This window comes from Rhizobium aureum (assembly GCF_030182495.1).
In the GTDB taxonomy this organism is placed as follows: domain Bacteria; phylum Pseudomonadota; class Alphaproteobacteria; order Rhizobiales; family Rhizobiaceae; genus Rhizobium; species Rhizobium tropici_C.
Genome location: NZ_JAQJCI010000001.1, coordinates 348438 through 373531, shown reverse-complemented (window position 1 = coordinate 373531; position 25094 = coordinate 348438). Strand labels below are relative to the sequence as shown.

Here is a 25094-nt window from a genome sequence, read left to right as displayed (position 1 = left end):
CCGGGCGATCTGGCCGCTCGATCAGGCGGAGATCGCGTATTGGTGCGCGAAGATGTACTGCGAAGGATGGAGCTCGAAGCCCTTGACCTTCTTGTCCATCACGGTCGAGAAGACGCGCCAGAAGGGCTGAACGATCGGCCCGTCATCCTGCATGATCGCCTCGATCTTCGCCATGACCTTGCTGCGTTCCTTCGGATCAAGAATGCCCTCGGCCTGAGTCAGCAGCTGGTCGAATTCCGGATTGGCATAGTGGGATTCGTTCCAGGCGGCGTTCGAGCGATAGGCGAGCGACAGCGTCATGATGGCGAGCGGACGGTGGCCCCAGGCCGTTAGGCTGAAAGGGGCGGAGGTCCAGACTTCCCAATATTGGGCGCTCGGCAGCGACTTGATGTTGATCTTGACGCCGATGTCGGCGAACTGCTGGGCGAGCACCTGTGCCGTGTTGAGCTCCCAGATAGGATCCGGACGCGTGACCATGTCGAATTCGAAGCCGTTGGGATAGCCAGCGTCGGCCAGCAGCTTCTTGGCCTTGGCGATATCGCGCGGATATTTCGGCAACGCCGCATATTCCGGATGCGACGGGGCGACGTGGTGGTCTTCTGCCGGCGTGCCCGCGCCCAACAGGGACGTCTGGATAACCTTGTCGCGATCGATCGCAAAGCGCATGGCCTGACGTACGCGCTTATCCTTGAACTGCTCTACGTCAGGATGCATGCGGGCGACGACGGTCTGCGTCGTCTCTACCTTGTAGACCGCCACATGCGGGAAGTTCTTCATGGAGCTGATCTGCACGGCGTCAGCTTCCGACAGGCCGTCAACCTGCTTGGATGCCATGGCCGCGATGCCTGCCCCTGGATTGTCGCCGAGGTCAACGAATTCGAACGTTGCGAGATAGGGGCCGGTGCCCCAGTAGTCGGTGCGCGCCTTATATTTGGCAGCCTTGCCGACCGTGTATTCCGTCATCTCGAACGGGCCCGTGCCGTTGGCGTCAGGGCCAAAGGAGCCGTTGTCGGCCGGATCGAGGATGAACATCGGGTAGTGATAGAGGTGTTCGGGAACGGCGATCTGCGGCGCGAAGCAGTTGAGGCGAACCGTGTAGTCGTCGACCTTCTCGATCGCATTGTCGGCCCAAAGCTTGCTCGACTTTTTCGGATTGCCCTTGTCGTCCTTCTCGCCACCGTCATATTCCTGGACGAGATAGCCGGTAAAGAGGCCAAGAACAGACGAGCCGACCTTCGGGTCGCTGACACGCTTCAGGTTCCAGACAACGTCGTCGGCGTTGAGCTCACGGCCGCCCATGCGCCACTTGACACCCTTGCGAACATGCAGCGTCCAGGTCTTCAGGTCGTCGCTGACATCCCATTTTTCGAGAAGGTAGGGATGGGTGATGTTGTTGCGGTCGGTGAAGGTCAGGTATTCGCAGACCTGGCGGATGACATTCGACTTCTCGGCGAAGTCAGCCAGATGTGGATCCTTGATTTCCATGCAGCGCATGCCAATGCGCAGGTTGCCGCCCTTCGGCATGTCGTCGGCCTTGGCTTCGCCGAAAGGCTGTGCAAGGCCGGCGAGCGAATAGGCCGCGGCAGCTGAGAGGCCGAGAAGCGTCGACTTGCGCAGGAAGTCCCGGCGGTTGATGCTGCCGTCCGAAAGGTCCTTGATAAGCGTCGGAATATAGGAATGCTGATTCTTGTCCACGAGGATGCTCTCCTAGTTCGTGCAAACTGTTCCCGTTATTGTCTGAATGCGAAGCGGAGCGGGTCTCCCGCCGCTTCGGCCTGCGCGGATCTAATGTCCGTTTTCGCCGTCGAGACCAAATCTAGAGGCAATACGAATGCGACAGAATGCATTCATCCGACATGAAATATGCGCCAGGCGACATATTGCTGCATTGCACCAATAACGATGTCCGTCGATCGGAAAGACAGGCAGAAATTGCAGCTGTGCCGATCAGGCGCGGCGCGTGGCGGCAGGGCTTTCCTTGAAGTGCTGGCGGTAAAATCGGCTGAAATGAGACGGCGATTCGTAGCCGCAGACGCCGGCGATATCGGAGACGCTGAGATCGGTGTGGATCAACAATTCCTTGGCCCGCGCCATGCGCAGGTCGATGTAGAACTGCGACGGGCTTTTGCTGAGATGTGTGCGAAACAATCGCTCCAGCTGGCGCGGCGAGACCTTGACGCTTGCAGCAAGCTCCGCGATTTCGATAGGTTCCGACAAGCTGCTTTCCATCCGACGGATGACGAAACCGAGCTTGGCGTTCCTGATACCAAAACGGTCCTCCGGCACCATGCGCTGAACGTCGTTCTGGCGACGCATGCGGGGATGATTGAACTGGTCGGAAATCTGCTCTGCAAGGTCGCGACCCTCGATCGCGGCGATTAGGTAAAGCATCATGTCCAGCGTGACGGTGCCACCGGAGGACGTAATCAGGCGGCCATCGACGGAGAAGATATCATCCGTCGCCAAGCAATTGGGAAACTCGCTTCGAAACGACGGCAGCGATTCCCAATGTATGGCGCAGCGGCGCCCCTCGAGCAGCCCGGCCCTCGCCAGATAGAATACGGCGGTGCTCACGCCGCCGAGAACACAGCCCTCGGAATAGACGCGGCGTAGCCAGGAAAACAGCGCCGGATCGTAACTCTCAGTGTAATTGACGCCGGCGCAGACGAAGAGAATATCGCATTTCGGAGCCTGCGCCATCGCATAGTCCACTGGGAAGGCCAGCCCGCTGCTCGACCTCGCCTGCTTGCCCTCGGCCGAGATTAGGACCCATTCGAAGGCCTTACGCTTGAGCAGGCGGTTTCCCTGGCGCAATGAATCCAGTGCCGCCGAAAAGGTCATCAGCGGATAATCGGGCGCCAGGAAGAAGCCGATACGCACCGGCCGCTCGCTATGTTTCAGCTGTCCAAAAGAAAAGGATTGTCGCGTCATTTCCCAACCGTATTGCATGCCAAAGCCACCGCCTACAGTCTCGATTGATCAATCATCGCGACAGGTCAGAAACATCCGATCCAAACAGTGAACATAAGCCATATATTGAACGTCCGATCCGGATTGCTGATCAGAACGAACGCCATGCCCAAAAGACAGAATGCCCGCTGTTTTTGTTTCCCAAGGGCATATCGAGTTTCTCTTGCCTAGACTGGTGTGCCGACGCCCAGTAGGGCTTCCTTCTCATTCACCGACAGGCTCGTCAGCCGATAGAGGATAAAGCCTGACTTTTCGGAATGGATGCTCGCCAGCGTCTCGCCGAAGACGGTTTTGATTTCGCCCAACAGTTCACCTGCTACCACCGGCTCTCCCAAATCCTTATTCGGGTACCAGAGGCCGGTGACCGATGCTGTCGGCACCCACATGGTCACGACGTCGAGACTCGTGGTTGGTGCCTCGCCGGGCAGCATGCCAATATGCTGCATGACGCGGCGGATGCCATCAGTCATCTGTGTCACGGTCTCTTCGCCCCAAAGGCCGTTGCCGCTGACTTCAGGTAGGATGCTTGGGATGCCGAGCTTGTGAGACGCATCGACCGTGTAACCGGACCCACCGGCCGCAACGGCAACCTTGATGCCGAAGACGGCGGCAAGCGCTTGCGATTTCTTGCAGCCTGCCGGAAAGACCGTAAACGGTGCCAGCCCCTCGTCGAGATCGCCGCCGTGGCAGTCGATATAAGCATCTGCTTTCGGAAATACTTCAGTTACCAGCCAGTGTGCCAGTTGCTCGCTCGTCGTTCCGTCGGGCTTACCCGGAAACATGCGGTTCAGATTTTTGTCGTCCTGCGGCATGACATAGATCTTGCGACGGCGGAAGGCCTCGACATTCAGAATTGGCAGCACGATGAGTGTGCCCTTGATCTCCTCCGGGCTCGTCTTCATCATTTGGACGGCTGCCTCAATGGAGAAAAATTCCGAACCGTGAACGCCGGCGGTCACGAGCAGGCATGGCCCCTCCTCCGCCCCCTCGATGATCGCGAAGGGGATTTCCAGCTCGTTGGTCGGACGGACATGGCCGAATTCCGACCGCGGCTTTCCGGTACGTAGCGCAGGCAAGGATGTCATCGAAATATCCTCCGTCGAAAGGCCATCGGCGCGCTTCTTCGTCTTGGTGTCGTTCAGGCTGAAGTAGCAAGCCGCCTCAGCAGCATCGTCCATGCCCGCATGCCCAGCTTGAAATTGCCAAGCCGGAGGAATTCGTTCGGCGCATGGTAGTCCTCGTCCGCCGTCGAGAAGGAGAAGAAGATCGAGGGACTGCCGAGATAGTTGCGAAAGGCGCTTCCAATGGGGATCGTCGCGCCCATGGCGACGCGCAAGGGTTTTGCGCCTAGCAATTCGCCAAGAACCTCTTCGGAAATCTTCAACGCCGGCAGGTCGGGATCGACGAATTCGGCCTCGCTGCCCGGCCCATGGCGATGGATCTCGAGCTGGAAACCCTTCGGCAGATGCTCATGCAGATGGCGGCTAATGGCGGCGATCACTGCATCCGGCTTCTGCCCGGCAATGAGGCGGCAGGTGATCTTCGCGCTGGCCGTATTCGGAATGACCGTTTTGGTGCCCTTGCCTTGATAACCGCCCCAGATCCCGTTGAATTCCAGGGTCGGCTCCAGCCATTGGCGGATCAGCAGCTCGCGGCCGTTGTCGATCGGTTCACCGCCGGCAACCCCGATCTCCCGATAGTAGGCGGCGCTATCGAATTGCGATGCCTCGATTGCCGTGACAATCTTCGGATCGGGCGGTGTGGCTCCATCGAGAAAGCCCTCGACGCTAACGCGCCCATCCGGACCGTGCATGGTTGCGAGCAGGCCGGCAAGGGCTGCGATCGGGTTCGGCGCACTGCCACCGTGGCGGCCAGAATGCAGGTCCTTGGCGGCACCGGTGATGGCAATATCGAGAGCAGCCAATCCACGGCTTGCCACCGTAATCGATGGCTTGTCAGGGCGCCACATGGCGCCATCGGCAGAAAGCACAAGATCGCAGCCGAGCTTATCGCGGTATTTTTCGAGCGTATGCGCGAAATGCGGGCTGCCGGATTCCTCCTCGCCCTCGATCAACACTTTGAGATTGACCGGCAACCGACCTTCGACGCGCATGAAGGCCTCAGCAACGATGATCGGGATTAGCAGCGGTCCCTTGTCGTCGGAGACGCCACGTGCATAGAGCCTGCCATCGCGTTCGTCCGGTTCGAAAGGCGGCGTCATCCACTTCTCAAGCGGATGCGGCGGCTGGACATCATAATGACCGTAGACGAGATAGGTCGGCAGGACCGGATCAGAGAGGATCTCGCCATAGACGGCCGGATGACCACCGCTATCAAGCATCTCGACGGCCGAGAAGCCTGCCTTGCGCAAGCGATCTCCCACGAATGCCGCAGCCTGTCGCATACCCTCCGCAAAGGCGGGATCGGTGCTGACGCTCGGAATGCGGCAGAAAGCCTTGAGATCGTCGAGAGCGGCTGGATAGTTGTCTTCCAGATAGGTCTCGACGCTCATTTGCCGCCGTCCACGCTGATGACCTGACCGGATATCCACCCGGCATAGTCGGAAGCAAAAAACATCACCATCGCGGCGATATCTTCGGGCAGGCCGAGGCGCTTCAGCGCGATATTGTGCAGAAGCCGCGCCTGACCTTCTTCGCCCATCGCTTCCCACTGGCGTTCGGTCGTCGGGTTGGAGCGCACGAAGCCCGGCGCCACATTGTTGACGGTGATGCCCCATGGCCCGAGCTCATGAGCAAGCTGGCGGGTGAGGCCGATCTGGCCTGCCTTGGCGCTGGCGTAGGCCTGGATGCCGGTCAGCGAAATGCCGAGGCCGGCGCCGCTCGAAATGTTGACAATCCGGCCCGTCTTGCGCCGTTTCATCGCGGGGGCCACTGCCTGCGCCATGAAGAAGGCGCCCGACAGATTGACATCGAAGATCGTCTGCCAGTCGCTCTCGGAAATGTCCTCGATTGGCCGGCCCACCTGCCCGCGTACGCCGCCGGCATTGTTGACGAGGATATCGACCTCGCCGAAGGCCGGCACCAGCGCCTGTACGTCGGCGCGGTTACCGACGTCGAGCACATGCGCCGTCGCCTTCTCACCACAGAGTTTGACGGTTTCCGCCAGTCCGGCCGCATTCACATCGCAGACATGGACACGCGCATCGCGGCTTGCAAAACCTTGAGCGATCGTCCGGCCGAAACCATGAGCAGCCCCTGTGACGATCACCACCTTTCCATCGAAGGAGATATTCATGCGACCCTCGCAAGCTCTTCGATATTGGCCATGGCAAGGGGCCGTTTGCCGTCCTCAATCTCATGGATCATGGAAATGACGCGCGCTGCGAGCGGTGTAGGAACCCGCAATTCCTGGCCGATCTCGACCACCGGCAACACTTGCGCATCGACTTCGGTCTTTCGCTTGCGCACCGCCAGGTCACGCCAGATGCCGGAGTGCGACTTGACGGATTTTCGGTTGTGGACCGACATATCGTCAAAGGACTTGTTGGTCTGCTCCGACGTCGCCAACGGACCGAAAGCCGAAGGGTCGAAGCCGTCAAAGGCTTCCGGCTTGATATTGTTGATTGCCGCTACCGTCGCGACTTCAAGTGCCAGCCTGCGCAGAACCGGCCTGGCGATCGGATTGTCGAGCACATCGGCAATGCTGTCATTCGTCAGCGCAGTGCCGAAGAGCAACGCGCCATAGATCAGCTTGCCCCAGAGAAAACCCCAGATGTTGTTGGTGATCAGGGCTTTCGGTTCGAACTGCTTCATCAGGTCGTAAATGTATTCGGTACGAGTGGTGAAGCGTCCGTCAAGCTCGCCGATGACGACGGCACCGTGGCCGCTATATTGGACGACGCCGGGCTCGATATAATCCGCTCCGAAATTGACGAAGCAGCCGATGACCCTGTGCTCGCCGACGATTTGGGAGATGACGCGCTCGTTTAGACCGTTTTGCGCCGACACCACGTAGCCGTCCGAGGCAAGATGCTCGGCAAGCATATGTGCCGCGTCTTCGGTATGATGAGCCTTCACGCAGAGGAAGGTGCGCGCATATGTACCCTCCAGCTCCTCCGGCAGATAGGCCCTGGCCTGCACCACATCCTCGAAAATCGGGCCGACGATCGTCAGGCCCTTCTCGTTGATGGCATCGACGTGTTCCCTCACATTATCGACGAAGATCACCTCGTTGCCAGCGCGGATGAAGGCGGCACCCAACGTACCGCCGATCGCACCGGCGCCCCAGATCAGGATCGGGTCGCTCATGCCCAGCCTCCTTCGAGAAGCGCACGGGTTTCCTCGACAGCCACATCCCAGATCGCCTGCATCTCCTCATCCGGTCGCTCGTAATAGCCGCCGAAGTTGCCATCGCCGAGATACGCCTTGACGGCGTCCGGCGACATGACGCGCATACGGGCGAGATCGATCATTGGCTTCCGCTGCGTCGGCTGCTTGATGCCCTGGAGACGGGTCCAGGGGAAGTTTTCCATCCATGACGCATGCGACGCGAGCGTGTCGATCTCCTGCACCTTGGCGAAGGTCTTCGGCGCATTCCACCAGTTGTGGAACTTCACCGCCGTATCCGGATTATCGGCCATCCATTCGATCGCCATGCTTCCGGCCGGCTGATTGCCACCATGGCCGTTGACGACCAGTATACGGCGGAAGCCCTGCCGTCTAAGACCGTCGAGAATATCGCGAACCAGGCTGATGTAGGTTTCCTGGCGGATGCTGATCGTGCCGGGATAGGAGAGGAAATAGGGGGTAATCCCATAGGCCACGACCGGGAAGACCGGAATGCGGAGGGGGGCAGCAGCATCGGCCGCCACTTTCTCCGACAGAATTGAATCAACCGAGAGCGACAGGCCGGCGTGCTGCTCGGTGCTGCCGAGCGGCAGGATCGCCCGGTCATCGGTTTTCAGATAGGCTTCGATCTGCTGCCAGTTTGCCTCAGATACTCTCATCTCGTCTGCCTTTGCTAGACCTTTGCATCAATCTCGTTTTGCTTGGGATTTTCCTCGCCTCTGGGCGAGGCTCCGTCTGCCCGGATGATCGGCACGATCACCCGTTCGATATCGCCGGTGTCCGGCGCGTGGCGGTATTCGATTGCCTGAACTCCAGCAGGCAGGAGCTCCATCACGCGTTCCGCACCCGATGCGAAGATCACGACGGAAACATTGGCGAGCAATGGCTCCAGCGCCGGCGCCTCCAACGTGGTGGCGGTAATTTCGCTGACATGCGGTGCAAAACGCTGCACACCGCTTTTCATGATCGGTAAAAAATCTGGAAAACGCGAGACAACGGCGATCGAGGCCAGTGAATCGAGAGAAGCAAGCGCCCTGCGCGTCTCCTCCGATGGCGTAAAGCTGATGGTCACCACCTTGGTATTCGGCACCAGAGTGGCGACCTCGCGATGGCGGTTGGCAAATGTAATGGCAAGATCGGCGGAATTGGCGCGCGCCTTGGCTGCCGGATTGCGTTCGATCGCCGAAACAGTGAGCGGCTCGACCGTCACCTCGCGCCCGAGGCGAGCAGCAATGAAACGGGCATAGCTTGCCGTCGCATCCTGAAAGATGCCGATCATGACGATCCGCAGCCGCGGCCCGATACTGTCACGATAAAAGGCACGAGCATTGACAAGCGATACCAGATCCGATGAGCGAATGCCGAGCCGTAGGCTTTCATCGATCAGGTGGTCGATCTGGCGGTGCAGCTCCGTGACATCGGCCCGTCCCGCAAGCCGCGCCTGATGGCTGTCGCTGACGAAAGTGCCGGAACCGGGACGCGTATCGATGAGGCCAGCAGCCTTCAGATCGGCATAGACCTGACTGACCGTCATCGGCGCAACACCCACCTTATCGGCGAGCTCGCGGACGGAAGGAAGTGCCTCTCCCGGAGCCAGCTCACCGCAGGCGATACCATATTCAATGAGGCCATGAAGCTGCGTGCGCAATGGCACAGGCAGATCCCGGTCGATGAAAAAATCCATGAAACCCGTTCGGTACGATCTGTTATAGGACACTATAACGATTATTGTGAAATCGACGCGCTTGCAAGTCAAGCGCCTTGAACGTTGCGCGCAAAATTAGGTTGACAGGCCATTTTTCGCATGAAATCGTTATAGCCAACAAGAACAGTTAATTTTATAAAAGGGGAATGATATGAAAACGATCGCTCGTGCGGCCGTAGCCGCTGTAGTTTTACTCGGCACCAGTGTTTCAGCATTCGCCCTGGAGCGGGGCGGCACGCTGGTCTACGGCCGTTACGCCGACAGCCTTTTTCTGGATCCGGTCCTGAACGATGCCAATGTCGACATCTGGATCCTATCCAACCTTTACGACACTCTGCTCCTGCCGACCGACGATGGCAAGGGCGTACAGCCGGGCCTCGCCAGTGACTATAAGCTCGCCGACGACGGCAAGAGTGTAACGCTCACTCTGCGGGACGGCATCAAGTTTTCCGATGGTTCACCGATCACCCCCGCCGACGTCGCCTGGTCTTTGAAGCGCGCTGCCAAGAAGGGCAACGGCATCTGGGGCTTCATGATCGAGTCCATCGATGACGTGACCACCGAGGGCGACAAAACCGTCACCATCAAACTCAAGCACCCGGACCCCGCCATCCTCGCCGCGCTGACGGTGTTCAACACCGGCATCATGCCGGAAAAGGCCTTTGAGGCTTCGCCAGGTGCTACCGATCAAGAAAAAGCCAAGGCCTTCGGCGAGCATCCGATCGGTTCCGGTCCTTTCGTGCTGAAATCGTGGAATCGCGGCTCCAGCATGAAACTGGCGCGCAACGAATATTATTGGGGTAAGGGCGAGGACGGCAAACCGTTACCCTATCTTGACGGCATCGACTTCGAGCTGATCCCCGACGATGCGACCCGTATCCTCAAACTCACTTCCGGTGAGATCGATGGGGCCGAGTTCATTCCCTATGCCCGCGTTGACGAACTGAAGTCGGCGGACAATCTCAATATGGAACTTTACCCTTCGACCCGCGTCGAATACATCACGCTAAACGTGCGCCCGCAGCTCGGCGGCAAGGACAATCCTCTGTCCAACGCCAAAGTTCGTCAGGCGATGAATTATGCCGTCAATAAGGATGCGATCATCCAGATTGTCACCCATGGCGTCGGCACGCCGCAGACCTCCTATATGTCGACGGCGACGCCGCTGCATGTCGGGGACAAGCCGCTTTATCCCTACGACCTTGAAAAGGCGAAGAGCCTGATGAAGGAGGCCGGCTTCGAAAAGGGGTTCTCGACCAGTATCCTGGTCCTCGCGGGCAATCAGGATGAAATCGGTATCTCCACTGCCCTGCAGCAGATGTGGGCGCAGATCGGCATCAAGCTGGAACTGCAGCAGGTCGATAACCCGACCCGCACCCAGCAATATCGCGACGGTACTTTCGTGATGCGCAATGCCGCCTGGACGGACGACATCGCCGATCCGAACGAAATCACCTCCTACTTCGTCTATTCCAAGACGATCGACGCCCTACACACTGGCTGGAAGAGCGACGAGGCCGACAAGCTCTTCGAAGACTCCCAGAAGGAGATGGATCCGAAAAAGCGCGCCGAGCAGTATGCGAAGATGCAGGCCATCTACAACACCGAGGGACCGACCGTGCCTCTTTATGAGACGCCCTACCCGGTTGCGCTCAGCAAGAAGGTTCACGGCTTCCTTCAGATCCCGCTTGGCAACAACATCTTCGCCAAGACCTGGAAAGACAAGTAATCCCGAACGAGCCTGCTGCGCGGGCCTTCCACGAGGCCTGCGGCCTTTTTTCGATTGCGGTATCGGCCCGAAAATCGAGACCAATTTTCGGAAAGCTAATGCGTAGTTTCAAAGAGTTAGTGTGTCCGAATGGACACCCGGCGTTCTAAAGGGAAGACCGGGAGCGACTATTGCCCCTTTTCAGTTTCATAATTCGGCGCGTGCTTCAGATGATCCCGACGGTGATCTTCATTCTCATCGTCACATTCGTGCTGGTGCGCCTGCTGCCGGGTGACCCCGCCAGTGCCATGCTCGGGGACCGAGCCATCGACGCGGATGTGGAGCGCATTAACAGGCAGCTCGGGCTCGACAAGCCCGTCCCGATACAGTTCCTTTATTACGTCGAGCGCATTCTGACCGGCGACCTTGGCAATTCCATCGGCTTGAAGGTTTCCGTCATGTCGCTGATCCTGCAACGGCTTCCAGTGACGCTGATGCTGACCATGATGTCGGCCCTGATCGCCCTCGTTCTTGCCGTGCCGCTTGCCTTCGTCGCCGCGCTGAAGCGCGAACGGCTTCCCGACAGCATCATTCGCGGGACATTTCAGGTCGGCCTGTCCATGCCGGTCTTCTATGTCGGCATCGTGCTTCTGACGGTATTTGCCGCTCAGCTGAAAATCTTCCCGGTCGGCGGCTACGGCGACACTTTCGGTGATCGGATCTATCATCTCTTCCTGCCGGCCCTGACCCTGGCATTGAGTTTTGCCGCAGTGCTCATGCGCAATCTGCGCTCCTCCATTATCGGTGTGATGAATGCCGAATATGTCGATTTTGCCACGGCCAAGGGGCTGCGCTCGCGCGTCATCCTCATGCGCCATGTTTTACGCAATGCGCTAATTTCCACGGTGACGCTGTTCGGCCTCCAGACGGGCACGCTGTTCGGCGGCGCCGTCATCACGGAAACGGTCTTTGCCGTTCCCGGCGCCGGCCGCCTGCTGATCGAGAGCATCTACGGCCGCGATTATCCGGTCCTGCAGGGTCTGACCATCGCCCTTGCGATCCTCGTCTCACTGACCTTCCTCGTCACCGATATCGTGCAGGCCTGGCTCGATCCGAGGATTGCCCGATGATAGGTATCGCAGCCAAGGCCGCTCGCTCCGCTTCGCGCTTGCGCAGGCCGCCCCGCTCCTTGATTTGGGGCGGCATCATTCTCGGTCTCAGCCTGGTCATCGCTATCTGGCCTTCGCTGATTGCGCCCTATGATCCGACGACGTTCGATTATAATGCGCTTTTGAAACCTCCGAGCTGGGCGCATCCTTTCGGTACCGACAGTTTCGGCCGCGACGTGCTTTCGCGCGTCATTCACGCCTACACGATCGATATGCAGATCGCGATCTTCGCAACGATCGGCCCCTTCATCTTCGGCACGATTGTCGGTGCCTTCGTCGGCTATGCCGGCGGCATCTGGGAATCGATCTTCGGGCGCATCGTCGATGCGACGATTACCTTTCCGTTTCTGGTGCTCGTCATCGCCATCGTCTCGGTGCTCGGCCCCGGTCTCGGCAACATGTATGTCGCCGTCGGCGTCGTCGGCTGGGTCTTCTATGCGCGTCTCGTCGCATCCGAAATCAAGGTGCAAAAACGGCTCGATTATGCCGATGCGGGCAAGGTCATGGGCTATGCGCCGCTGCGCATCATCTTTCGCCACCTGCTGCCCAATGCGATCACCCCGGCGATCGTCTACTGGATGACCGACATGGCGCTCGCTATCTTGCTCGGCTCAAGCCTTGGTTATCTCGGTCTCGGCGCCCAGCCTCCGGCAGCCGAATGGGGTGTGCAGATCGCGGATGGCAAGAATTTCATGAATACGGCCTGGTGGATCTCCGTCTTTCCGGGCGTCGCGATCGTGCTGACCGGCCTTGGTTTCAGCCTGGCGGGTGATGGCGTCGCGGAACTGTTGAGGGTCAAACGATGATGGGCATGCCGAACGACAAAGGCGGGCTGATCGTGCGCGGCCTGACGACGACCTTCGATACGCCGCGTGGACAGGCGATCGCGGCCGCCGATGTGGATTTCGATGTGGCGCCAGGCGAAGTTGTCGGCCTTGTCGGCGAATCCGGCTCCGGCAAGAGCGTGACGCTGCGCTCCATCATGCGGTTGATCCGCGAACCAGGACAGGTGAGCGGACGTGTCGAATGGCGCGGCCGCGATCTCGTCGCCATGCCGGCCGAAGAACTGCGCAAGGTTCGTGGCGGCGAGATCGCGATGATCTTCCAGGAACCGATGACAGCGCTGAATCCGGTGCTGCCGGTCGGCATGCAGATCGAGGAAAACCTCGCCGCCCACACGGCGCTGAACGCGAGAGAACGCAGGGCCCGCGCGCTTGAGCTGATGAACATCGTCGGCATCCCCGCCGCCGAACGGCGGCTGCAGCAATATCCGCACCAGTTTTCGGGCGGCATGCGCCAACGCGCCATGATCGCTATCGCGCTTGCCTGCTCGCCGAAGCTGCTGCTCGCCGACGAGCCGACGACAGCGCTTGACGTCACGATCCAGGATCAGATCCTCAAATTGCTGCTCGATCTGCGCGATCGATTGTCGATGAGTGTCGTTCTCGTCACCCACGACCTCGGCGTGGTCGCCGCGACCTGCGACCGCATGGCGGTCATGTATGCCGGCCGTATCGTCGAGACCGGAACGGTTGCGGATGTCTTCGGCAAGCCGCGCCATCCCTACACGCGCGGCCTGCTGGGATCGGTGCCGCGCTCCGGCACGTCGCGAACCGTGCTTCAGTCGATCGAGGGCACGCCGCCGAGCCTCACCAATCTGCCGGAAGGATGCGCTTTCCATCCGCGCTGCAAGTTTGCAACCGAACACTGTCTGAAAGAGCGGCCGGTATTGGAGACCGTGACTCCCCACGGCCGGATGGTTGCCTGTTTCCACCATGACCTCGTGGCGACGGCGGAGGCAATCATTTGAACGCGAACCTTCCCATTCTTTCGATCGATGGCGTCTCGAAACATTTTGCCGGTCCTTATTCGCTGGCGCGCCGCCTTCAAGGAAAACCGCCGCTCGCAGTCCACGCGCTGCGCGACGTCTCGCTTCAGATCCATCGCGGTGAAACACTTGGCATCGTCGGAGAATCCGGCTGCGGAAAATCGACTTTGGCACGCTGTCTGGTGCGTCTGCATGAGCCGGATGGCGGAGCGATCCGTTTCGAGGGCAAGGATATCGGCACATTCCGCCGCGGCGAACGGCGCGCCTTCAACCGGCGCGTCCAAATGATCTTTCAGGATCCCTACGGTTCGCTCAACCCCCGCATGACCGTTTCGCAGATCCTCGGAGAAGCGCTCTCCGTCCATAAGATGCGCCCTGCCGCCGAAATCGACCATCGCATTGCCGAACTGCTTGAACTTGTACGCCTGCCGCAGGACGCCGCCGCGCGCTATCCCCACGAGTTTTCCGGCGGCCAGCGCCAGCGCATCGGCATTGCGCGAGCGCTTGCCGTGGAGCCCGATGTCATCGTTGCAGACGAGCTGGTGTCGGCGCTCGATGTCTCGGTGCAGGCCCAGGTCGTCAATCTACTCCTGCGACTTCAGGAGCAATTGCACCTCACCGTCATCTTTGTCGCTCACGACCTTCGGCTGGTACGCCACATCTCGCATCGCGTGGCTGTCATGTATCTCGGGCAGGTGGTGGAAGTGAATACGTCGGAAGGTCTCTTCACCGCCCCGCGTCACCCCTATTCCAAAGCGCTGCTCGATGCCGCACCGGAACTCGATCCGTCGCGTCGCAACCGCATGGTCGCGGCGCGGGGCGAACTGCCAAGCCCACTGGCGGTGCCGCCGGGATGCGCCTTCGCCAGCCGCTGTCCGCATGCCTTCGACCGCTGCAGGGTCGAGCGACCACTTCTGACGCCGCGCGGTCACGGCCAGCTTGCCGCCTGCCACCTTCAAGATTTTGGGGCGCCGACGCCCTGACAGGATGAGATGACCATGAGCTTTGCCGCTTTCGAAACCGACATCGCCAGGATCAATGATATCCTTTGCGCCGTGAACCTGCTCACCTGGGATGCACGCACCATGATGCCGCCAGGCGGCGTCGATGCACGTGGCAAGCAGATAGCTACACTGGTCGGCCTTGCCCATGACCTTGCCACGAGCGACAAGCTGCAGCGCGCCATCGAAGGCGCGCGTTCGGAATTGTCCGGCGCCGATACCGCCGACCCACGCCGTCTCGCGGTTGAGCAGGCAGCCGAAGCCATCGGCACACTTTCGCGTATTTCCCCCTGTCTCGTCAGCGCCGCGGCCGAACTGAAGACCGTCGCGCAATCCACCTGGACCAAGGCCCGCGCCACCAACGATTTTGCCGCCTTTGCACCACTTCTGGAACGCACGATGGAGATGCAGCGTGAGATCGCTGCCGACATCGGCTATGAAGAGCATCCCTACGATGCGCTGGTCGCAACTTACGAGCCGGGCATGAGCTGGTCACGGCTGCGCGGCATCTATGACGAGCTGCGCGATGGCCTTCTGCCCCTGCTCGCACAGTCGAAAGAGGCCAACGTGCGGTCAGAAATTCTCGATCGCGCCTATCCGGTCGACAAGCAGCGCGCCTTCTCCAGTCTCATTTCAGCCCGCTTCGGCTATGATTTCAATCGTGGGCGCCTCGACGACACCGTCCATCCGTTCGAGATTTCCTTCACACGTTCCGACGTGCGCATCACCGGCCGCTTTCGTGAAACCTGGCTGCCCGGCGGCCTCTTCGCAGTCTGGCACGAGGCAGGTCACGGCATCTATGAGCAGGGCATATCTGAAGCCTTCAGCCGTTCCACCTTCACCACCGATTTCGTAAATCTCCACGCGGTCGGCGGCACCAGTTTTGGCACACATGAATCGCAGTCTCGCCTCTGGGAAAACCGCGTCGGCCGCTCCCGCCGTTTCTGGGAACTCAACTTCGCCGATCTGCAGAGGGTCTTCCCCGACCAGCTAAGCGACGTCACTCCGGAGGATTTCTGGCGGGCGGTCAACGCTGCACGTCCAGGGTTCATCCGTGTCGAGGCCGACGAATTGACCTACGACTTGCACATCATTCTGCGCTCGGAGATCGAGGCGGGACTGATAGCGGGCGAAATCCGTGTTGCTGATCTGCCCGAGATCTGGCGCGAAAAGATGAGGGCCTATCTCGGCCTCGATGTGCCGAACGATACACTCGGCGTGCTGCAGGATGTTCACTGGTCGTCAGGCATGGTCGGCTCCTTCCCCACCTATACGATCGGCAACATCATGTCCTCGCAGTTCTTCGCCGCCGCCCGCAAGGAGACAGCAATCGAGCGTGGATTGGAAGACGGCGATTACCTCCCGCTGAAGACCTGGCTGAACGAGAATGTCCATCAATACGGACGGTCGAAAAGACCGAGCCAGTTGCTGGTGGACGCGACGGGCGAAGACCTTTCCGTCGCGTCCTATGTCAGCGACCTGAAACTCAAGGTAGAAGACCTCACCGCTTGATTGGGCAAGGTCACTCACCGACCGCAAGCTGGCCTTAGAAAGATCTAGCCAGAGTTTCGCGGCTCGCAAAATCGGCGAATGCCTTTCAGACGACGCCTACAGCAGATATTACAGGCCGCACATGAAGTTGCGCATAAGCACACGAGTAACTATGGCCGTTCTGTCTGCGCGTCATAGAGTGGCGTGTACTCAATACAACGGCTTCAATTTTCATGCACGCGATGTCTGAAATTCGGCAAAGCTTTGCCCGCCGCGGGGCCGCCCTTCCGGGGGCGGCCCGTCGAAAACCTCGAGAAAGCAAGTTTTCCTAGGTGCCAGGCACGATACCGAATGTTCAAGTGCAATCGCCAGATTGCATTTGTCATTAGCGCTTGCGGTCACACTTATCGCCTGTGCCGGTTTCACCTCGTGTTGCCTTGCGGACTGGCCCGCGGCCAGCGGTAAAGCGGTACTTCTATCGAGGTGAAGCCTAGCGCGCTGGTGATCTGCGCGGGCCTGCCCAAGAAGAAAAGGGCGCCCGATCGCGGCCGCCACGGATGTTTATGCCGGAGGCGGTCTGCTCGGCAGTCCATGACTCATGGCCGAGGGAGTGGAGGAATGCTCCCGGCCATGCGCCTCTTTTGAGTTGCCTGGGCGTGGTCATCGTCTGCCACCTCCGCTGGCGATCAGGGTTTCGCGCGCGGTGCGGAATGCATCCTGCAGTGACTTGTGGTTATGGAGGCCTTCGAGGGCATAAAAGTTGAGAAACTGACGCCCGGCGAACAGCTTGCGGTCGACAGGGCTGAGGGCTGCTTCGTCACAGATCTCTCGCCAGTGTTCGGCGATGGTCTTGATCTGGTGCTCGATCAGCGCGGCGGCTTCCGTTTCTTTCAGGTGATAGTCAGGCGCGGCAGCGAGCAAGGTGGCGAGCGTGCTGGCGCGCCTCTCACCCTTGATCAGCATGGCCTGCGTGGCTTCGTTGCCAGTGCGGCCTTGCGGACAGATGTCATAGGCGGGTGTCAGGGTCAGCGCCTTGCCATCCCAGAAGGCGGCATGGTTGCGAGCATGGTCGTCGGTGTTCCCGCACAGCACGTTGAAGCAAATCCGCCCGTACAGCTCCTTGAGCGTATCCTTGGGGTCGGTGAAGCGGTGGCGGATCAGCTCGGCAAGGTCTTCGTATGAGGCATAGCGGGCCATCATCTCATCAAGGCCCAGCATGGTTAGGCCCGAGACCATGGCGTGCCGCGTCCAGCCGTTCTTGGTGCGGCTGCGGTCGAAGCGCTCGATCAGCAGCACGTCCTTTTGCGCGGCACGGGTCATTGCTACGGACGCGGCGTTGAGCCCGGAGGCGGTCGCAAGCCTCATGGCGATGAATTCGGCCTTCACGACGCTGTAGGTGTCGTTGGTGGCCGAGAATTTGGCGATGAACTTCTTCGTGTCGTCATCGATCAGCGCCTTGGGGCGCGCGCCGCCGATCGAGGTGCCGTGATTGAGTGCCTGGTCGAGTACCGGAATAAGTGGGACGCCCTTTTCAACGAGTTCGGCCGCTTCGAGGAGTTGGTCAAGCGAGGCTTGCGCGGCAAGGCGGGGAACATACTCTGTGGCCGATGCCTGGAAATCGAGGGCGCCAATCCGGTCGGAGCCCGACTGGAGCAGAAAGGTCAGCTCGTTGATGTCAGGCACGCCGGCAGCGTCGGGCTTTTTGCCCGTCAGCCTGTTAATGATGACTCGGCGGCCCCAGGCGTCCGGCGAGGCGTCGCGAATGCAGCTCGCCATCGACAGGCCACTGATCGGGGGGATCGTGCCCTCTTGAAGCGGCAGTTCCGGCTCATAGAGGGAAATCGCGTTCTTACGGCGCCGATAGCTGGAGCCATAGGTGAAGAGCAGGCGCTCGCCGTCCTGATCGAGGCGGCCCGCGACCACCGGTTCCGTCGCCCCCGGCAGCCACATCCAGACAAAGGCTTCGGTGGCATCCGCCTTAGAAGTCATCATCGACCTCCTTCACACTGTGGCGGACGCTTTTGGGCAGAAGGGTCAGTTTTTCGTCCAGGCGGGCGTTGTGCATCTGCAGGGCGCGCTCGTCATAGTCGAACAGGCGTACACCGACGATTGAAGCGACCTCGAAGACGATACCGATCTCGGGGCTGGGTGCGCCCTTTTCGATGCTGGATAGGGTCGTGCGACTGATGCCGGCGCGGTCGGCCAGTTCCTGCGCGGTCAGGCCGCGCTCGGCGCGGCCGACGCGGATCAGCTTGCCGAGCATGGTGAGGGCTTGGCGCGTGATTCTTGAATAGCTTCTCTGACGGGGCACGATATATCTCGCTTCGTTCATTTGAGTGGACATGAAGTCCTCTGACGTCCAGAATTCTGTACAGTATGACATCAACCTTACATCCGGGCAAGTTTTGTTCATTTGATTGGTCATAGTGGGGGCTCGCGGCCAGAATTTTATACACCGCGAGTATAGGCCATAGTAGGTCAAAGGGAGCTCCGTGTCGGCCGGCGAGTGTGTCGAAATCATTGTCAACCTCGCACGGATGAACAAGGTCCGGGATATCGACACGATCAACGACACCATCACTGTCGAGGCGGGATGCCTGCTCGCTGCGATTCAGGCCGAAGCGGCGAAAGCGATGCGCCTCTTCCCTTTGCGCATTGCCTCCGAGGGGAGTTGCCAGATCGGCGGCAACCTTGCCACCAATGCCGGCGGCAGCAATGTCATACGCTATGGCAATACCCGAGACTTGGTTCTCGGCCTGGAAGTCGTGTTGGCGGATGGGCGGATATGGAATGGGTTGCGTGGACTGCGTAAGGACAATATGGGGTACGACCTGAAGCAGCTCTTCATTGGCAGCGAGGGTACACTCGGCATCATCACCGGCGCCGTGCTGAAGCTGTTTGCGAAGCCTGCCTCTATCGCCACAGCTGTCTGCGCCGTGCCGTCGGTCCAAGCGGCACTGGAGCTGCTGGCCCTGTCCAAGCAGCGGACCGGTGGGCAGATAACGGCTTTCGAGCTCATGCCGCGCAATGGTCTGGAGCTCGCCTTTAAGCATTTTCCGGCGTACCGCATGTCTTTGGACAGGCTGCACGATTGGCAACTGCTCATCGAGTTCTCCTCAATCGACGAGGCCGTCTCTCAGCAGGAACGGATCGAAGCCACGCTCTCCGAGGCCCATGCATCCGGCCTAATCGTCGATGCGGCCATCGCTGCCTCCATCGAACAAAGCAGAAGCTTCTGGGCAATTCGCGAAGCATTGGCGGAAGCCGACATGAAGGAGGGGCCGACGATCCAGGGGGATATTTCCGTTCCGATCTCAGTAATACCCCACTTCCTTGACAGCTGCTCGAGCGAGATCACAAAGGCGGTCGACGGCGCCCGGATCGTTGCCTTCGGCCATCTTGGCGACGGCAATATCCATTTAGGGATCGTTGCACCGGAAAGAATCCCGGCCGAGGAGTTTCTAGCCAGATCGGAGGAAATTGAGGGCATCATCTGCGATCAAGCCCACCGATTCGGCGGTTCCGTCGCCGCTGAACACGGTCTTGCAAGCATGAAGACCGATGCGTTCCTCAAATATCGCGGCGACATCGAGCAGGATCTCATGTTGGCGATCAAGCATAGCCTCGACCCTCATAACATGATGAATCCAGGCAAAGTGCTAAAAGCGAGACCGGTTAAGCTTTCCACGGGGTGAGTTCTGCACGGTCGTTGGTGAGGCGGAAAGCGGGTGTTGATTACCGCCTATGGGAACGACTGCGAGTCTTGCTGCCGGGAATGGATGATCTTGGGCTGGCTGTGCCGCGCCGTGGATCCAGACGGGTATGTCCCGGATGAAATCGTTCAGGTTCGTCGCAACACCAAGGCAGCCAAGCGATTGCTGGTCCGTTTGCTGAAGAAACAGGGCTTGGCGCCCAAACACATCATCACCGACAAGCTGCGATCCTTTACGGCGCCGCCCGGCGTCAGGTCATGCCCGCCGTCGAGCATCGCTCTCATAAAGGCCTGAACAACAGGGCCGAGAATTCACGTCTACCATTTCGGAAGCGAGAACGAACCCGGCAAGGATTTCGGTCGATCGGCGCGTCTAAAGTTCGCCAATTCAGGCATAAAGCCCTGCCCCGTGGGCTGCCCGGTCCAGCTCCTCGCGAAAATCAGGATGCGCCAGCGCAATCAATGCCTTTGCTCGCTCGGCCACCGACTTGCCCTTGAGGTTCGCCCATCCATATTCGGTGACGATGATATGGGTGTCGTTGCGCGATGTGGTCACCGGCCCGGTGAGCGCCGGAACAATGCGCGAAAGCGTGCCCTTTGCCGCGGTGGAATGACAGGCGATGATCGACCGTCCGCCCCGCGACGCATAGGCGCCACGCACGAAATCGACCTGGCCGCCGGATGCACTGAATTGCCTGCCATTCACGAATTCCGAATTGCACGCCCCGTTCAGATCGACCTGCAGCGTCGCATTGACCGACACCGCCCGGTCGTTCTGAGAAATGACGAAAGGATTGTTCACATAGTCGACCGGATGGGCTTCGATGTCCGGATTGTCGTGCAGGAGGTCGTAAAGCGATTGATCTCCCAGCGCGAAGGTGAAGATCGACCGCCCGACATGCGTCTGCTTGCGGCTATTGTCGACCACACCCGCCTTAAGCAGATCGGCGAGGCCTACCGTCATCATTTCCGTATGGATACCGAGATGACGATGATGCAAAAGGCGTGAGCACACCGCATCCGGCAACGCGCCGATGCCCATTTGCAGGCAATCGCCGTCTTCCACCAAGCCTGCGACGATCGCGCCGATGGTATCGTCTACCTCATTGCTTGGAGCTGCCGGCAGTATCGGCAGGCTGACGTCATTTTCGACCAGCGCCGTCACGCTCGATATGGGGATCATGCAATCGCCCCGAACATAGGGCATATTTGCGTTGACTTCGAGGATCAGCCGAATTCCCGGCTTGCGCGATACGGTGAGCGCATAATCTGTACTGACGCCGAGGCTGAAATTACCATCCGCATCCATCGGCGCGACCGTTGCGATCAGCGTATCCACCCCGACATGCTCGACCAGCGAGCGCGGCACCTGGCTGAAATGGCAGGGCACCAGGTCGACGGCCGGCAATGCTTCCGCCGATCGCCTCTTGTCGAGCGCACGTTCCACGTCTCCGTGAAAGTAACTTATCGGAATGATCTGGTCACACAGGTCGAAATCGAAGACGCTGGTTCCCGCAACGCCGGTGCAAAGAAGATAATGGAGCCGCAAATTGTCGATGGCTCCCGCCCGAGCCCGTTCAGCAAGGGCCGCAAGAATGGCGGGTGGCTGCCCCGCAGCGATCGGCATCGCGACCTTCGCGACCGACGGAATTAGGTCGACGGCCTCCTTTGCGGATCGCAGCCGTTCGCGATACAGCATCTGATGCGTACCAGTCATTGGGTCCTCCTCCCGATGTCATTCTCAGAAAAAAATCAGCATCGATCTGCATGTTGATGCCCTCCCCGGCATCTATGATCCTTGTGGCTGTTCTCCTCTGCCCAGAACAGCCTTTATCAAAACCGCGTAATGCGTGTTCTGGCAAGACTGGACGAACAGTGATGTGGGAGGGCGGTAACATTCCCGGGATCAAGCGGCATGCCCAGCTCGGCATGGAAACCCGCAGCCTTTCTCACACCATTGTTCGCCAAGTCGGCCATTTTCGCAGTTTGGGGCCGGCCAGGCCGACCTCACAAGGCGCGCCGCGACAGGTATAAACCACAAGAGATCAGGCACCAGGCGACTAGGCTCGTCACCGAAAGGCTCTCGGACAGCAACGTCACCGCGACGATAAGGCTGACGATGGGATTTGCAAATTGCAGTGGCGCGAACGACGCGACCCCACCTTTGGCGAGCGCCCAGAACCAGGCCGCAAACCCAATGAGAGTGCAAACCATGATCAGGAAGGCAAGGGCCGCCCAACCGTTCCACGTGACCTCGCCCCCCACCAACGTCGGAAGGGCAGGCAAGGCGATCTCTGCACCGACGAGAATCGACCATGTGGTGGCGGCGAATAATCCGATCCGAGCCGACAGCTGTGCACCCGCGACATAGCCGACGCTCACCGGGACGGTGACGGCGAGAACAATCAGATCGCAGAGCGTTGCGCCCCAGAGCCTTCCCTTCAGCCTGTCGATATGAAGGTCGGGCGTTTATCCCGAGCCGGATACTATACCGATAACAGGTCTCGCTGAATCCAAATGTCTTGCATAACCGCACGATGCTCACAGCGCATTGCGCAACCGTTTTCTCAGCCAGCTCTCGGCGTGGCGAACCGCGGGTGACATCGCGCTAGTGCTCATCCATCTCTCCTCGTTTGGACACGAGGGTCAGTTTCTCATTTCGCCGGGCATCCCAGATCGGCGGGTGGGACGCACCCGCCTGACCTGCAACGGCGGTGGATGACCTAAATGCTCAGGCGGTAGGCACCGTCCCACCGTCGATCACATGCTCGGTTCCCGTGATGGAGGATGCTCGATCGGATGCCAGGAACGCGATCAGGTCAGCGACCTCTCCCGGCTTGGCCGGTCGCCCGAGCGGTATGCCACCGAGCGAGTTCATGATCGTCTCCACAGCTTCGTCGTAGCTGATGCCGGCTTCCTCTGCGATACGCAGGGCAAGACCGTTGGAGCTTGGATCGGCGATCCAACCGGGAGAGACCCGCACTACGCGCACGCCCTTGGGGGAGACCTCCTTGGAGATGCTCTTGCTGTAGGTGTTGAGGGCTCCCTTGGCCGACGCGTAGCCTGTTGTCGCCTGGTGCAGTGGAAGAATCCTCTGGATCGAGGTCACGTGAATGACCACCCCGCTTCCCTGAGCGATCATACCGGGAATGAGAGCGCGGTCCAGTCTGACGGCGGGAAAGAAGTTGAGGTTGAACTCTTTCTGCCACTCCTCGTCGGTTAGCGCCGCAAAGCCGCCTGAAGGGGCCGAGGAGCCCCCCAGCACGTTCACAAGGATGTCGAGCCCGCCGAGCTCTTGGTGAACGGCGTCAACGACAGTCTGGACGCCGTCTACCGCGGCCAGGTCTGCTTCGACGAAGGCCGCGCCGGAGAACTCCGCCGGCTTCTTGCGGGCGGTGGTCAGCACGCGGGCGCCAAACTCCTTGAACAACGCCACGGTAGCAGCGCCCGCACCCGAGGTGCCGCCGGTGATGAGGGCGCGACGGCCCTTGAGGGTAAGAAATGCGCTCATACGGTGATCTCCAGTTCGGCAACCTTGTCGCCTGCAAGCACGAAGATAAATCGCAGGTCGATCGGGCTGCTAGGGAAGTCGCCGATGGCATGGGCCATTACCTCAGTCTTCCCGTTTTCGATGGTGATCAAGAAGGGTTCGACCGTGTAGCTGTACTGCTGGGCCTCATCAGCCGTCCATCCGCGAATGGCCTCGCGTCCCTCGTGGGTCTTGCCTTTATCCTTCACGATGCCGTGCTCGGTGAATGTGGCCGCGATGGTATCGGGGCTGCCTGTCCGGTCTGCGTCGAAATAGTCTTGGATAGCCTTCGGAAGTTTGATGGTCATTCGGTTCTCCTATCCTGAAACAGCCTCTTGCGCTGTGGTTTGACCTCCCTGCGAGATCGACTGACCCCAACTTAGATCACCCTCATTGACGGAATAAGCGGGATGAAAGAGGATGAGACGTTGCGAAAAGGGGGACAATGATCCGATCTGTTCTTGCTGACCTCGATGCCGTCCTCAGCATCGCCCGCCTCGGGTCGTTCAGGGCTGCCGCTCTGGACCTCGGCGTGTCCACGACGGCCTTGAGCAATTCCATCGCAAAGCTCGAACAGCGCCTCGGCATCCGCCTGTTCAACCGGACGACGCGCAGCGTCTCGTTGACCGAGGCGGGCAAGACCTTCGTCGACCGGGTCGGGCCGGCAGTGACCGACATCCAGGACGCCATGCTGGCGGCCCAATCGCTCCAGGAAGTGCCGACGGGCACGTTGCGCATCAACGCGTTTGCCACCGCAGCTCGCGAAGTGATGGAGCCGCTGATCCTCTCGTTCATACAGCGCTATCCCCAGGTTCACGTCGACCTAGTCACCGAGGGACGGATCGTTGATATCGTCGCGGCCGGTTTTGACCTCGGCCTGCGGCCGGCCGATCTCGTCCCGGCCGACATGATCGCTGTGCCTCTGGGCCTGAAGCGCAGCAATGCAGTGGTCGCATCGCCGGAATTCCTTCGCACCCATGGCACACCGACTGTGCCGACTGACCTGTACCGGTTTCGCTGCATCCGCGCGCGTCTTCCCAACAACGCTCTGTTCCGGTGGAAATTCGAAAAGGACGGAAATGCCGTTCAGATCGACGTTCAGGGGTCGATTACGTTGGACGAGTCGAGCCTGGTCAGGATAGCCGCACAGAACGGAGTAGGCCTTGGATACGTTATGGAGGCGGATGTGCGAGAAGACATTGCAGCCGGAAGGCTTGTGCGCGTGCTGGAGGACTGGACGCCATTCCTGGCGCCGCTGGCGCTCTACTACCCCGGAAGGAAGAACCCGCCCGCGGCCTTCACTGCGTTCGTCCAAGCCGCTCGCGATTTTGCAAAGGGGTGATAGCTCTGGCGTATCGCGGTGCCAATGCTATCGGTCGCGAGCACGGTGTGTTCGGCCTAGAGGCGTTCCTGGAGCCGAAAGCCCTCATCGCCTGAGGAGCCGAGGTTAGGCTGGCCGCGTCACGGATTCTGAATTCGGAGGAGAACCTTTCCGACGGGCTTGCCGCTCTCCTGGAACTCGTGTGCTTCGGCCACTTCGTCGAGGGTGTATGTCTGCGCAATCCCGTGGGGCATATGCCCTCGAGGCGGCACAGGCCGAAACCTCGTAGGCCGCCTGCCGCATCGCTGCTTCCGGCATGGTGTAGACATAGACGAAGCGGAACGAGAAACCGC

The 25094-nt window shown here is 59.9% G+C and carries 22 protein-coding genes and 1 pseudogene; 9 read left to right on the top strand and 14 right to left on the bottom strand.

All coding sequences use genetic code 11. The features are described 5' to 3' along the window. Positions 1-21: 21 nt before the first annotated feature. The 8 genes from PH552_RS01795 to PH552_RS01760 all read right to left on the bottom strand — a co-directional run bounded on the left by PH552_RS01795 (position 22) and on the right by PH552_RS01760 (position 8961). Positions 22-1695, bottom strand: a complete 1674-nt coding sequence (locus PH552_RS01795) for an ABC transporter substrate-binding protein (protein WP_112342831.1) — start codon at positions 1693-1695, stop codon at positions 22-24. 252 nt (positions 1696-1947) lie between these two features. Next, the gene (locus PH552_RS01790; RefSeq protein ID WP_245430377.1) at positions 1948-2949 is read right to left on the bottom strand and encodes a GlxA family transcriptional regulator; all 1002 of its coding nucleotides are present in this window, start codon (positions 2947-2949) and stop codon (positions 1948-1950) included. A gap of 188 nt (positions 2950-3137) precedes the next feature. After that, entirely contained in the window at positions 3138-4148 is a 1011-nt protein-coding gene (locus PH552_RS01785; protein ID WP_285165423.1) for a succinylglutamate desuccinylase/aspartoacylase family protein, read from the bottom strand. Beyond that, entirely contained in the window at positions 4109-5482 is a 1374-nt protein-coding gene (locus tag PH552_RS01780; RefSeq protein ID WP_113248602.1) for a dipeptidase, read from the bottom strand. The genes PH552_RS01785 and PH552_RS01780 overlap by 40 nt, the downstream gene beginning before the upstream one ends. Beyond that, positions 5479-6225: an SDR family NAD(P)-dependent oxidoreductase gene (locus tag PH552_RS01775; protein WP_112342834.1), complete on the bottom strand. Its 747-nt coding sequence runs from the start codon at positions 6223-6225 to the stop codon at positions 5479-5481. Before PH552_RS01775 ends, PH552_RS01780 begins: the two co-directional genes overlap by 4 nt. Beyond that, complete coding sequence (locus PH552_RS01770) at positions 6222-7238, bottom strand: ketopantoate reductase family protein (RefSeq protein WP_112342835.1); 1017 nt, start codon at positions 7236-7238, stop codon at positions 6222-6224. Before PH552_RS01770 ends, PH552_RS01775 begins: the two co-directional genes overlap by 4 nt. Next, a complete protein-coding gene (locus PH552_RS01765; RefSeq protein ID WP_112342836.1) occupies positions 7235-7936 on the bottom strand; it encodes a creatininase family protein in 702 nt (233 codons plus the stop codon). The genes PH552_RS01770 and PH552_RS01765 overlap by 4 nt, the downstream gene beginning before the upstream one ends. Positions 7937-7950: 14 nt before the next feature. After that, positions 7951-8961 carry a GntR family transcriptional regulator gene (locus PH552_RS01760; RefSeq protein WP_112342837.1) on the bottom strand — a complete coding sequence of 337 codons (1011 nt, stop codon included), beginning with the start codon at positions 8959-8961 and terminating at the stop codon, positions 7951-7953. A gap of 172 nt (positions 8962-9133) precedes the next feature. On the opposite strand from PH552_RS01760, the gene PH552_RS01755 reads away from it, so the two are divergent. From PH552_RS01755 to PH552_RS01730, 6 genes are all read left to right on the top strand, one after another. Next, the gene (locus PH552_RS01755) at positions 9134-10711 is read left to right on the top strand and encodes an ABC transporter substrate-binding protein (RefSeq protein ID WP_113248601.1); all 1578 of its coding nucleotides are present in this window, start codon (positions 9134-9136) and stop codon (positions 10709-10711) included. Between the two features lie 170 nt (positions 10712-10881). Next, positions 10882-11820, top strand: a complete 939-nt coding sequence (locus PH552_RS01750; RefSeq protein ID WP_112342839.1) for an ABC transporter permease — start codon at positions 10882-10884, stop codon at positions 11818-11820. Then, positions 11817-12665 (top strand): ABC transporter permease, encoded by an 849-nt coding sequence (locus tag PH552_RS01745; RefSeq protein WP_112342840.1) that lies wholly within the window; start codon positions 11817-11819, stop codon positions 12663-12665. Before PH552_RS01750 ends, PH552_RS01745 begins: the two co-directional genes overlap by 4 nt. 5 nt (positions 12666-12670) lie before the next feature. Further along, positions 12671-13669, top strand: coding sequence for an ABC transporter ATP-binding protein (locus PH552_RS01740; RefSeq protein WP_245430378.1), 999 nt, complete (start codon positions 12671-12673; stop codon positions 13667-13669). Beyond that, the gene (locus PH552_RS01735; protein WP_113248600.1) at positions 13666-14670 is read left to right on the top strand and encodes an ABC transporter ATP-binding protein; all 1005 of its coding nucleotides are present in this window, start codon (positions 13666-13668) and stop codon (positions 14668-14670) included. Before PH552_RS01740 ends, PH552_RS01735 begins: the two co-directional genes overlap by 4 nt. Positions 14671-14685: 15 nt before the next feature. Next, a complete protein-coding gene (locus tag PH552_RS01730; protein ID WP_112342843.1) occupies positions 14686-16200 on the top strand; it encodes a gluzincin family metallopeptidase in 1515 nt (504 codons plus the stop codon). A 639-nt stretch (positions 16201-16839) separates the two neighbouring features. Here the strand turns inward: PH552_RS01730 and PH552_RS01725 are convergent. Together PH552_RS01725 and PH552_RS01720 are read right to left on the bottom strand one after the other, a co-directional pair. Beyond that, positions 16840-18168, bottom strand: a complete 1329-nt coding sequence (locus PH552_RS01725) for a type II toxin-antitoxin system HipA family toxin (protein ID WP_285165422.1) — start codon at positions 18166-18168, stop codon at positions 16840-16842. Further along, entirely contained in the window at positions 18158-18442 is a 285-nt protein-coding gene (locus PH552_RS01720; RefSeq protein WP_162736927.1) for a helix-turn-helix domain-containing protein, read from the bottom strand. The genes PH552_RS01725 and PH552_RS01720 overlap by 11 nt, the downstream gene beginning before the upstream one ends. Before the next feature lie 229 nt (positions 18443-18671). Here PH552_RS01720 and PH552_RS01715 point away from each other — a divergent pair, with 229 nt between their 5' ends. Beyond that, on the top strand, positions 18672-19874 hold the full coding sequence (locus tag PH552_RS01715) for an FAD-binding oxidoreductase (protein ID WP_112342846.1): 1203 nt from the start codon (positions 18672-18674) through the stop codon (positions 19872-19874). A 96-nt stretch (positions 19875-19970) separates the two neighbouring features. Continuing rightward, positions 19971-20260 (top strand): annotated as a pseudogene (locus PH552_RS01710) (DDE-type integrase/transposase/recombinase); the annotation flags it as partial. Positions 20261-20279: 19 nt separating this feature from the next. On the opposite strand, the gene PH552_RS01705 reads toward PH552_RS01710, so the two are convergent. The 4 genes from PH552_RS01705 to PH552_RS01685 all read right to left on the bottom strand — a co-directional run bounded on the left by PH552_RS01705 (position 20280) and on the right by PH552_RS01685 (position 23728). Next, positions 20280-21608: an acetyl-CoA hydrolase/transferase family protein gene (locus tag PH552_RS01705; protein ID WP_285165421.1), complete on the bottom strand. Its 1329-nt coding sequence runs from the start codon at positions 21606-21608 to the stop codon at positions 20280-20282. A 290-nt stretch (positions 21609-21898) separates the two neighbouring features. Next, on the bottom strand, positions 21899-22297 hold the full coding sequence (locus PH552_RS01700) for a DMT family transporter (RefSeq protein WP_285165718.1): 399 nt from the start codon (positions 22295-22297) through the stop codon (positions 21899-21901). A gap of 325 nt (positions 22298-22622) precedes the next feature. Then, the gene (locus PH552_RS01690) at positions 22623-23402 is read right to left on the bottom strand and encodes an SDR family oxidoreductase (RefSeq protein WP_112342848.1); all 780 of its coding nucleotides are present in this window, start codon (positions 23400-23402) and stop codon (positions 22623-22625) included. Further along, positions 23399-23728 carry a nuclear transport factor 2 family protein gene (locus PH552_RS01685; RefSeq protein ID WP_113248597.1) on the bottom strand — a complete coding sequence of 110 codons (330 nt, stop codon included), beginning with the start codon at positions 23726-23728 and terminating at the stop codon, positions 23399-23401. The genes PH552_RS01690 and PH552_RS01685 overlap by 4 nt, the downstream gene beginning before the upstream one ends. 137 nt (positions 23729-23865) lie before the next feature. On the opposite strand from PH552_RS01685, the gene PH552_RS01680 reads away from it, so the two are divergent. Then, on the top strand, positions 23866-24762 hold the full coding sequence (locus tag PH552_RS01680) for a LysR family transcriptional regulator (protein WP_113248596.1): 897 nt from the start codon (positions 23866-23868) through the stop codon (positions 24760-24762). Positions 24763-25094 lie beyond the last annotated feature (332 nt).

Excerpts from the sequence above, each read along its gene's own strand:
- PH552_RS01790 (WP_245430377.1), bottom strand. The coding sequence starts at position 2,949 with ATGCAATACGGTTGGGAAATGACGCGACAATCCTTTTCTTTTGGACAG.
- PH552_RS01785 (WP_285165423.1), bottom strand. The coding sequence starts at position 4,148 with ATGGACGATGCTGCTGAGGCGGCTTGCTACTTCAGCCTGAACGACACC.
- PH552_RS01780 (WP_113248602.1), bottom strand. The coding sequence starts at position 5,482 with ATGAGCGTCGAGACCTATCTGGAAGACAACTATCCAGCCGCTCTCGAC.
- PH552_RS01775 (WP_112342834.1), bottom strand. The coding sequence starts at position 6,225 with ATGAATATCTCCTTCGATGGAAAGGTGGTGATCGTCACAGGGGCTGCT.
- PH552_RS01770 (WP_112342835.1), bottom strand. The coding sequence starts at position 7,238 with ATGAGCGACCCGATCCTGATCTGGGGCGCCGGTGCGATCGGCGGTACG.
- PH552_RS01765 (WP_112342836.1), bottom strand. The coding sequence starts at position 7,936 with ATGAGAGTATCTGAGGCAAACTGGCAGCAGATCGAAGCCTATCTGAAA.
- PH552_RS01760 (WP_112342837.1), bottom strand. The coding sequence starts at position 8,961 with ATGGATTTTTTCATCGACCGGGATCTGCCTGTGCCATTGCGCACGCAG.
- PH552_RS01755 (WP_113248601.1), top strand. The coding sequence starts at position 9,134 with ATGAAAACGATCGCTCGTGCGGCCGTAGCCGCTGTAGTTTTACTCGGC.
- PH552_RS01745 (WP_112342840.1), top strand. The coding sequence starts at position 11,817 with ATGATAGGTATCGCAGCCAAGGCCGCTCGCTCCGCTTCGCGCTTGCGC.
- PH552_RS01740 (WP_245430378.1), top strand. The coding sequence starts at position 12,671 with ATGCCGAACGACAAAGGCGGGCTGATCGTGCGCGGCCTGACGACGACC.
- PH552_RS01730 (WP_112342843.1), top strand. The coding sequence starts at position 14,686 with ATGAGCTTTGCCGCTTTCGAAACCGACATCGCCAGGATCAATGATATC.
- PH552_RS01725 (WP_285165422.1), bottom strand. The coding sequence starts at position 18,168 with ATGACTTCTAAGGCGGATGCCACCGAAGCCTTTGTCTGGATGTGGCTG.
- PH552_RS01720 (WP_162736927.1), bottom strand. The coding sequence starts at position 18,442 with ATGCTCGGCAAGCTGATCCGCGTCGGCCGCGCCGAGCGCGGCCTGACC.
- PH552_RS01705 (WP_285165421.1), bottom strand. The coding sequence starts at position 21,608 with ATGACTGGTACGCATCAGATGCTGTATCGCGAACGGCTGCGATCCGCA.
- PH552_RS01690 (WP_112342848.1), bottom strand. The coding sequence starts at position 23,402 with ATGAGCGCATTTCTTACCCTCAAGGGCCGTCGCGCCCTCATCACCGGC.
- PH552_RS01685 (WP_113248597.1), bottom strand. The coding sequence starts at position 23,728 with ATGACCATCAAACTTCCGAAGGCTATCCAAGACTATTTCGACGCAGAC.
- PH552_RS01680 (WP_113248596.1), top strand. The coding sequence starts at position 23,866 with ATGATCCGATCTGTTCTTGCTGACCTCGATGCCGTCCTCAGCATCGCC.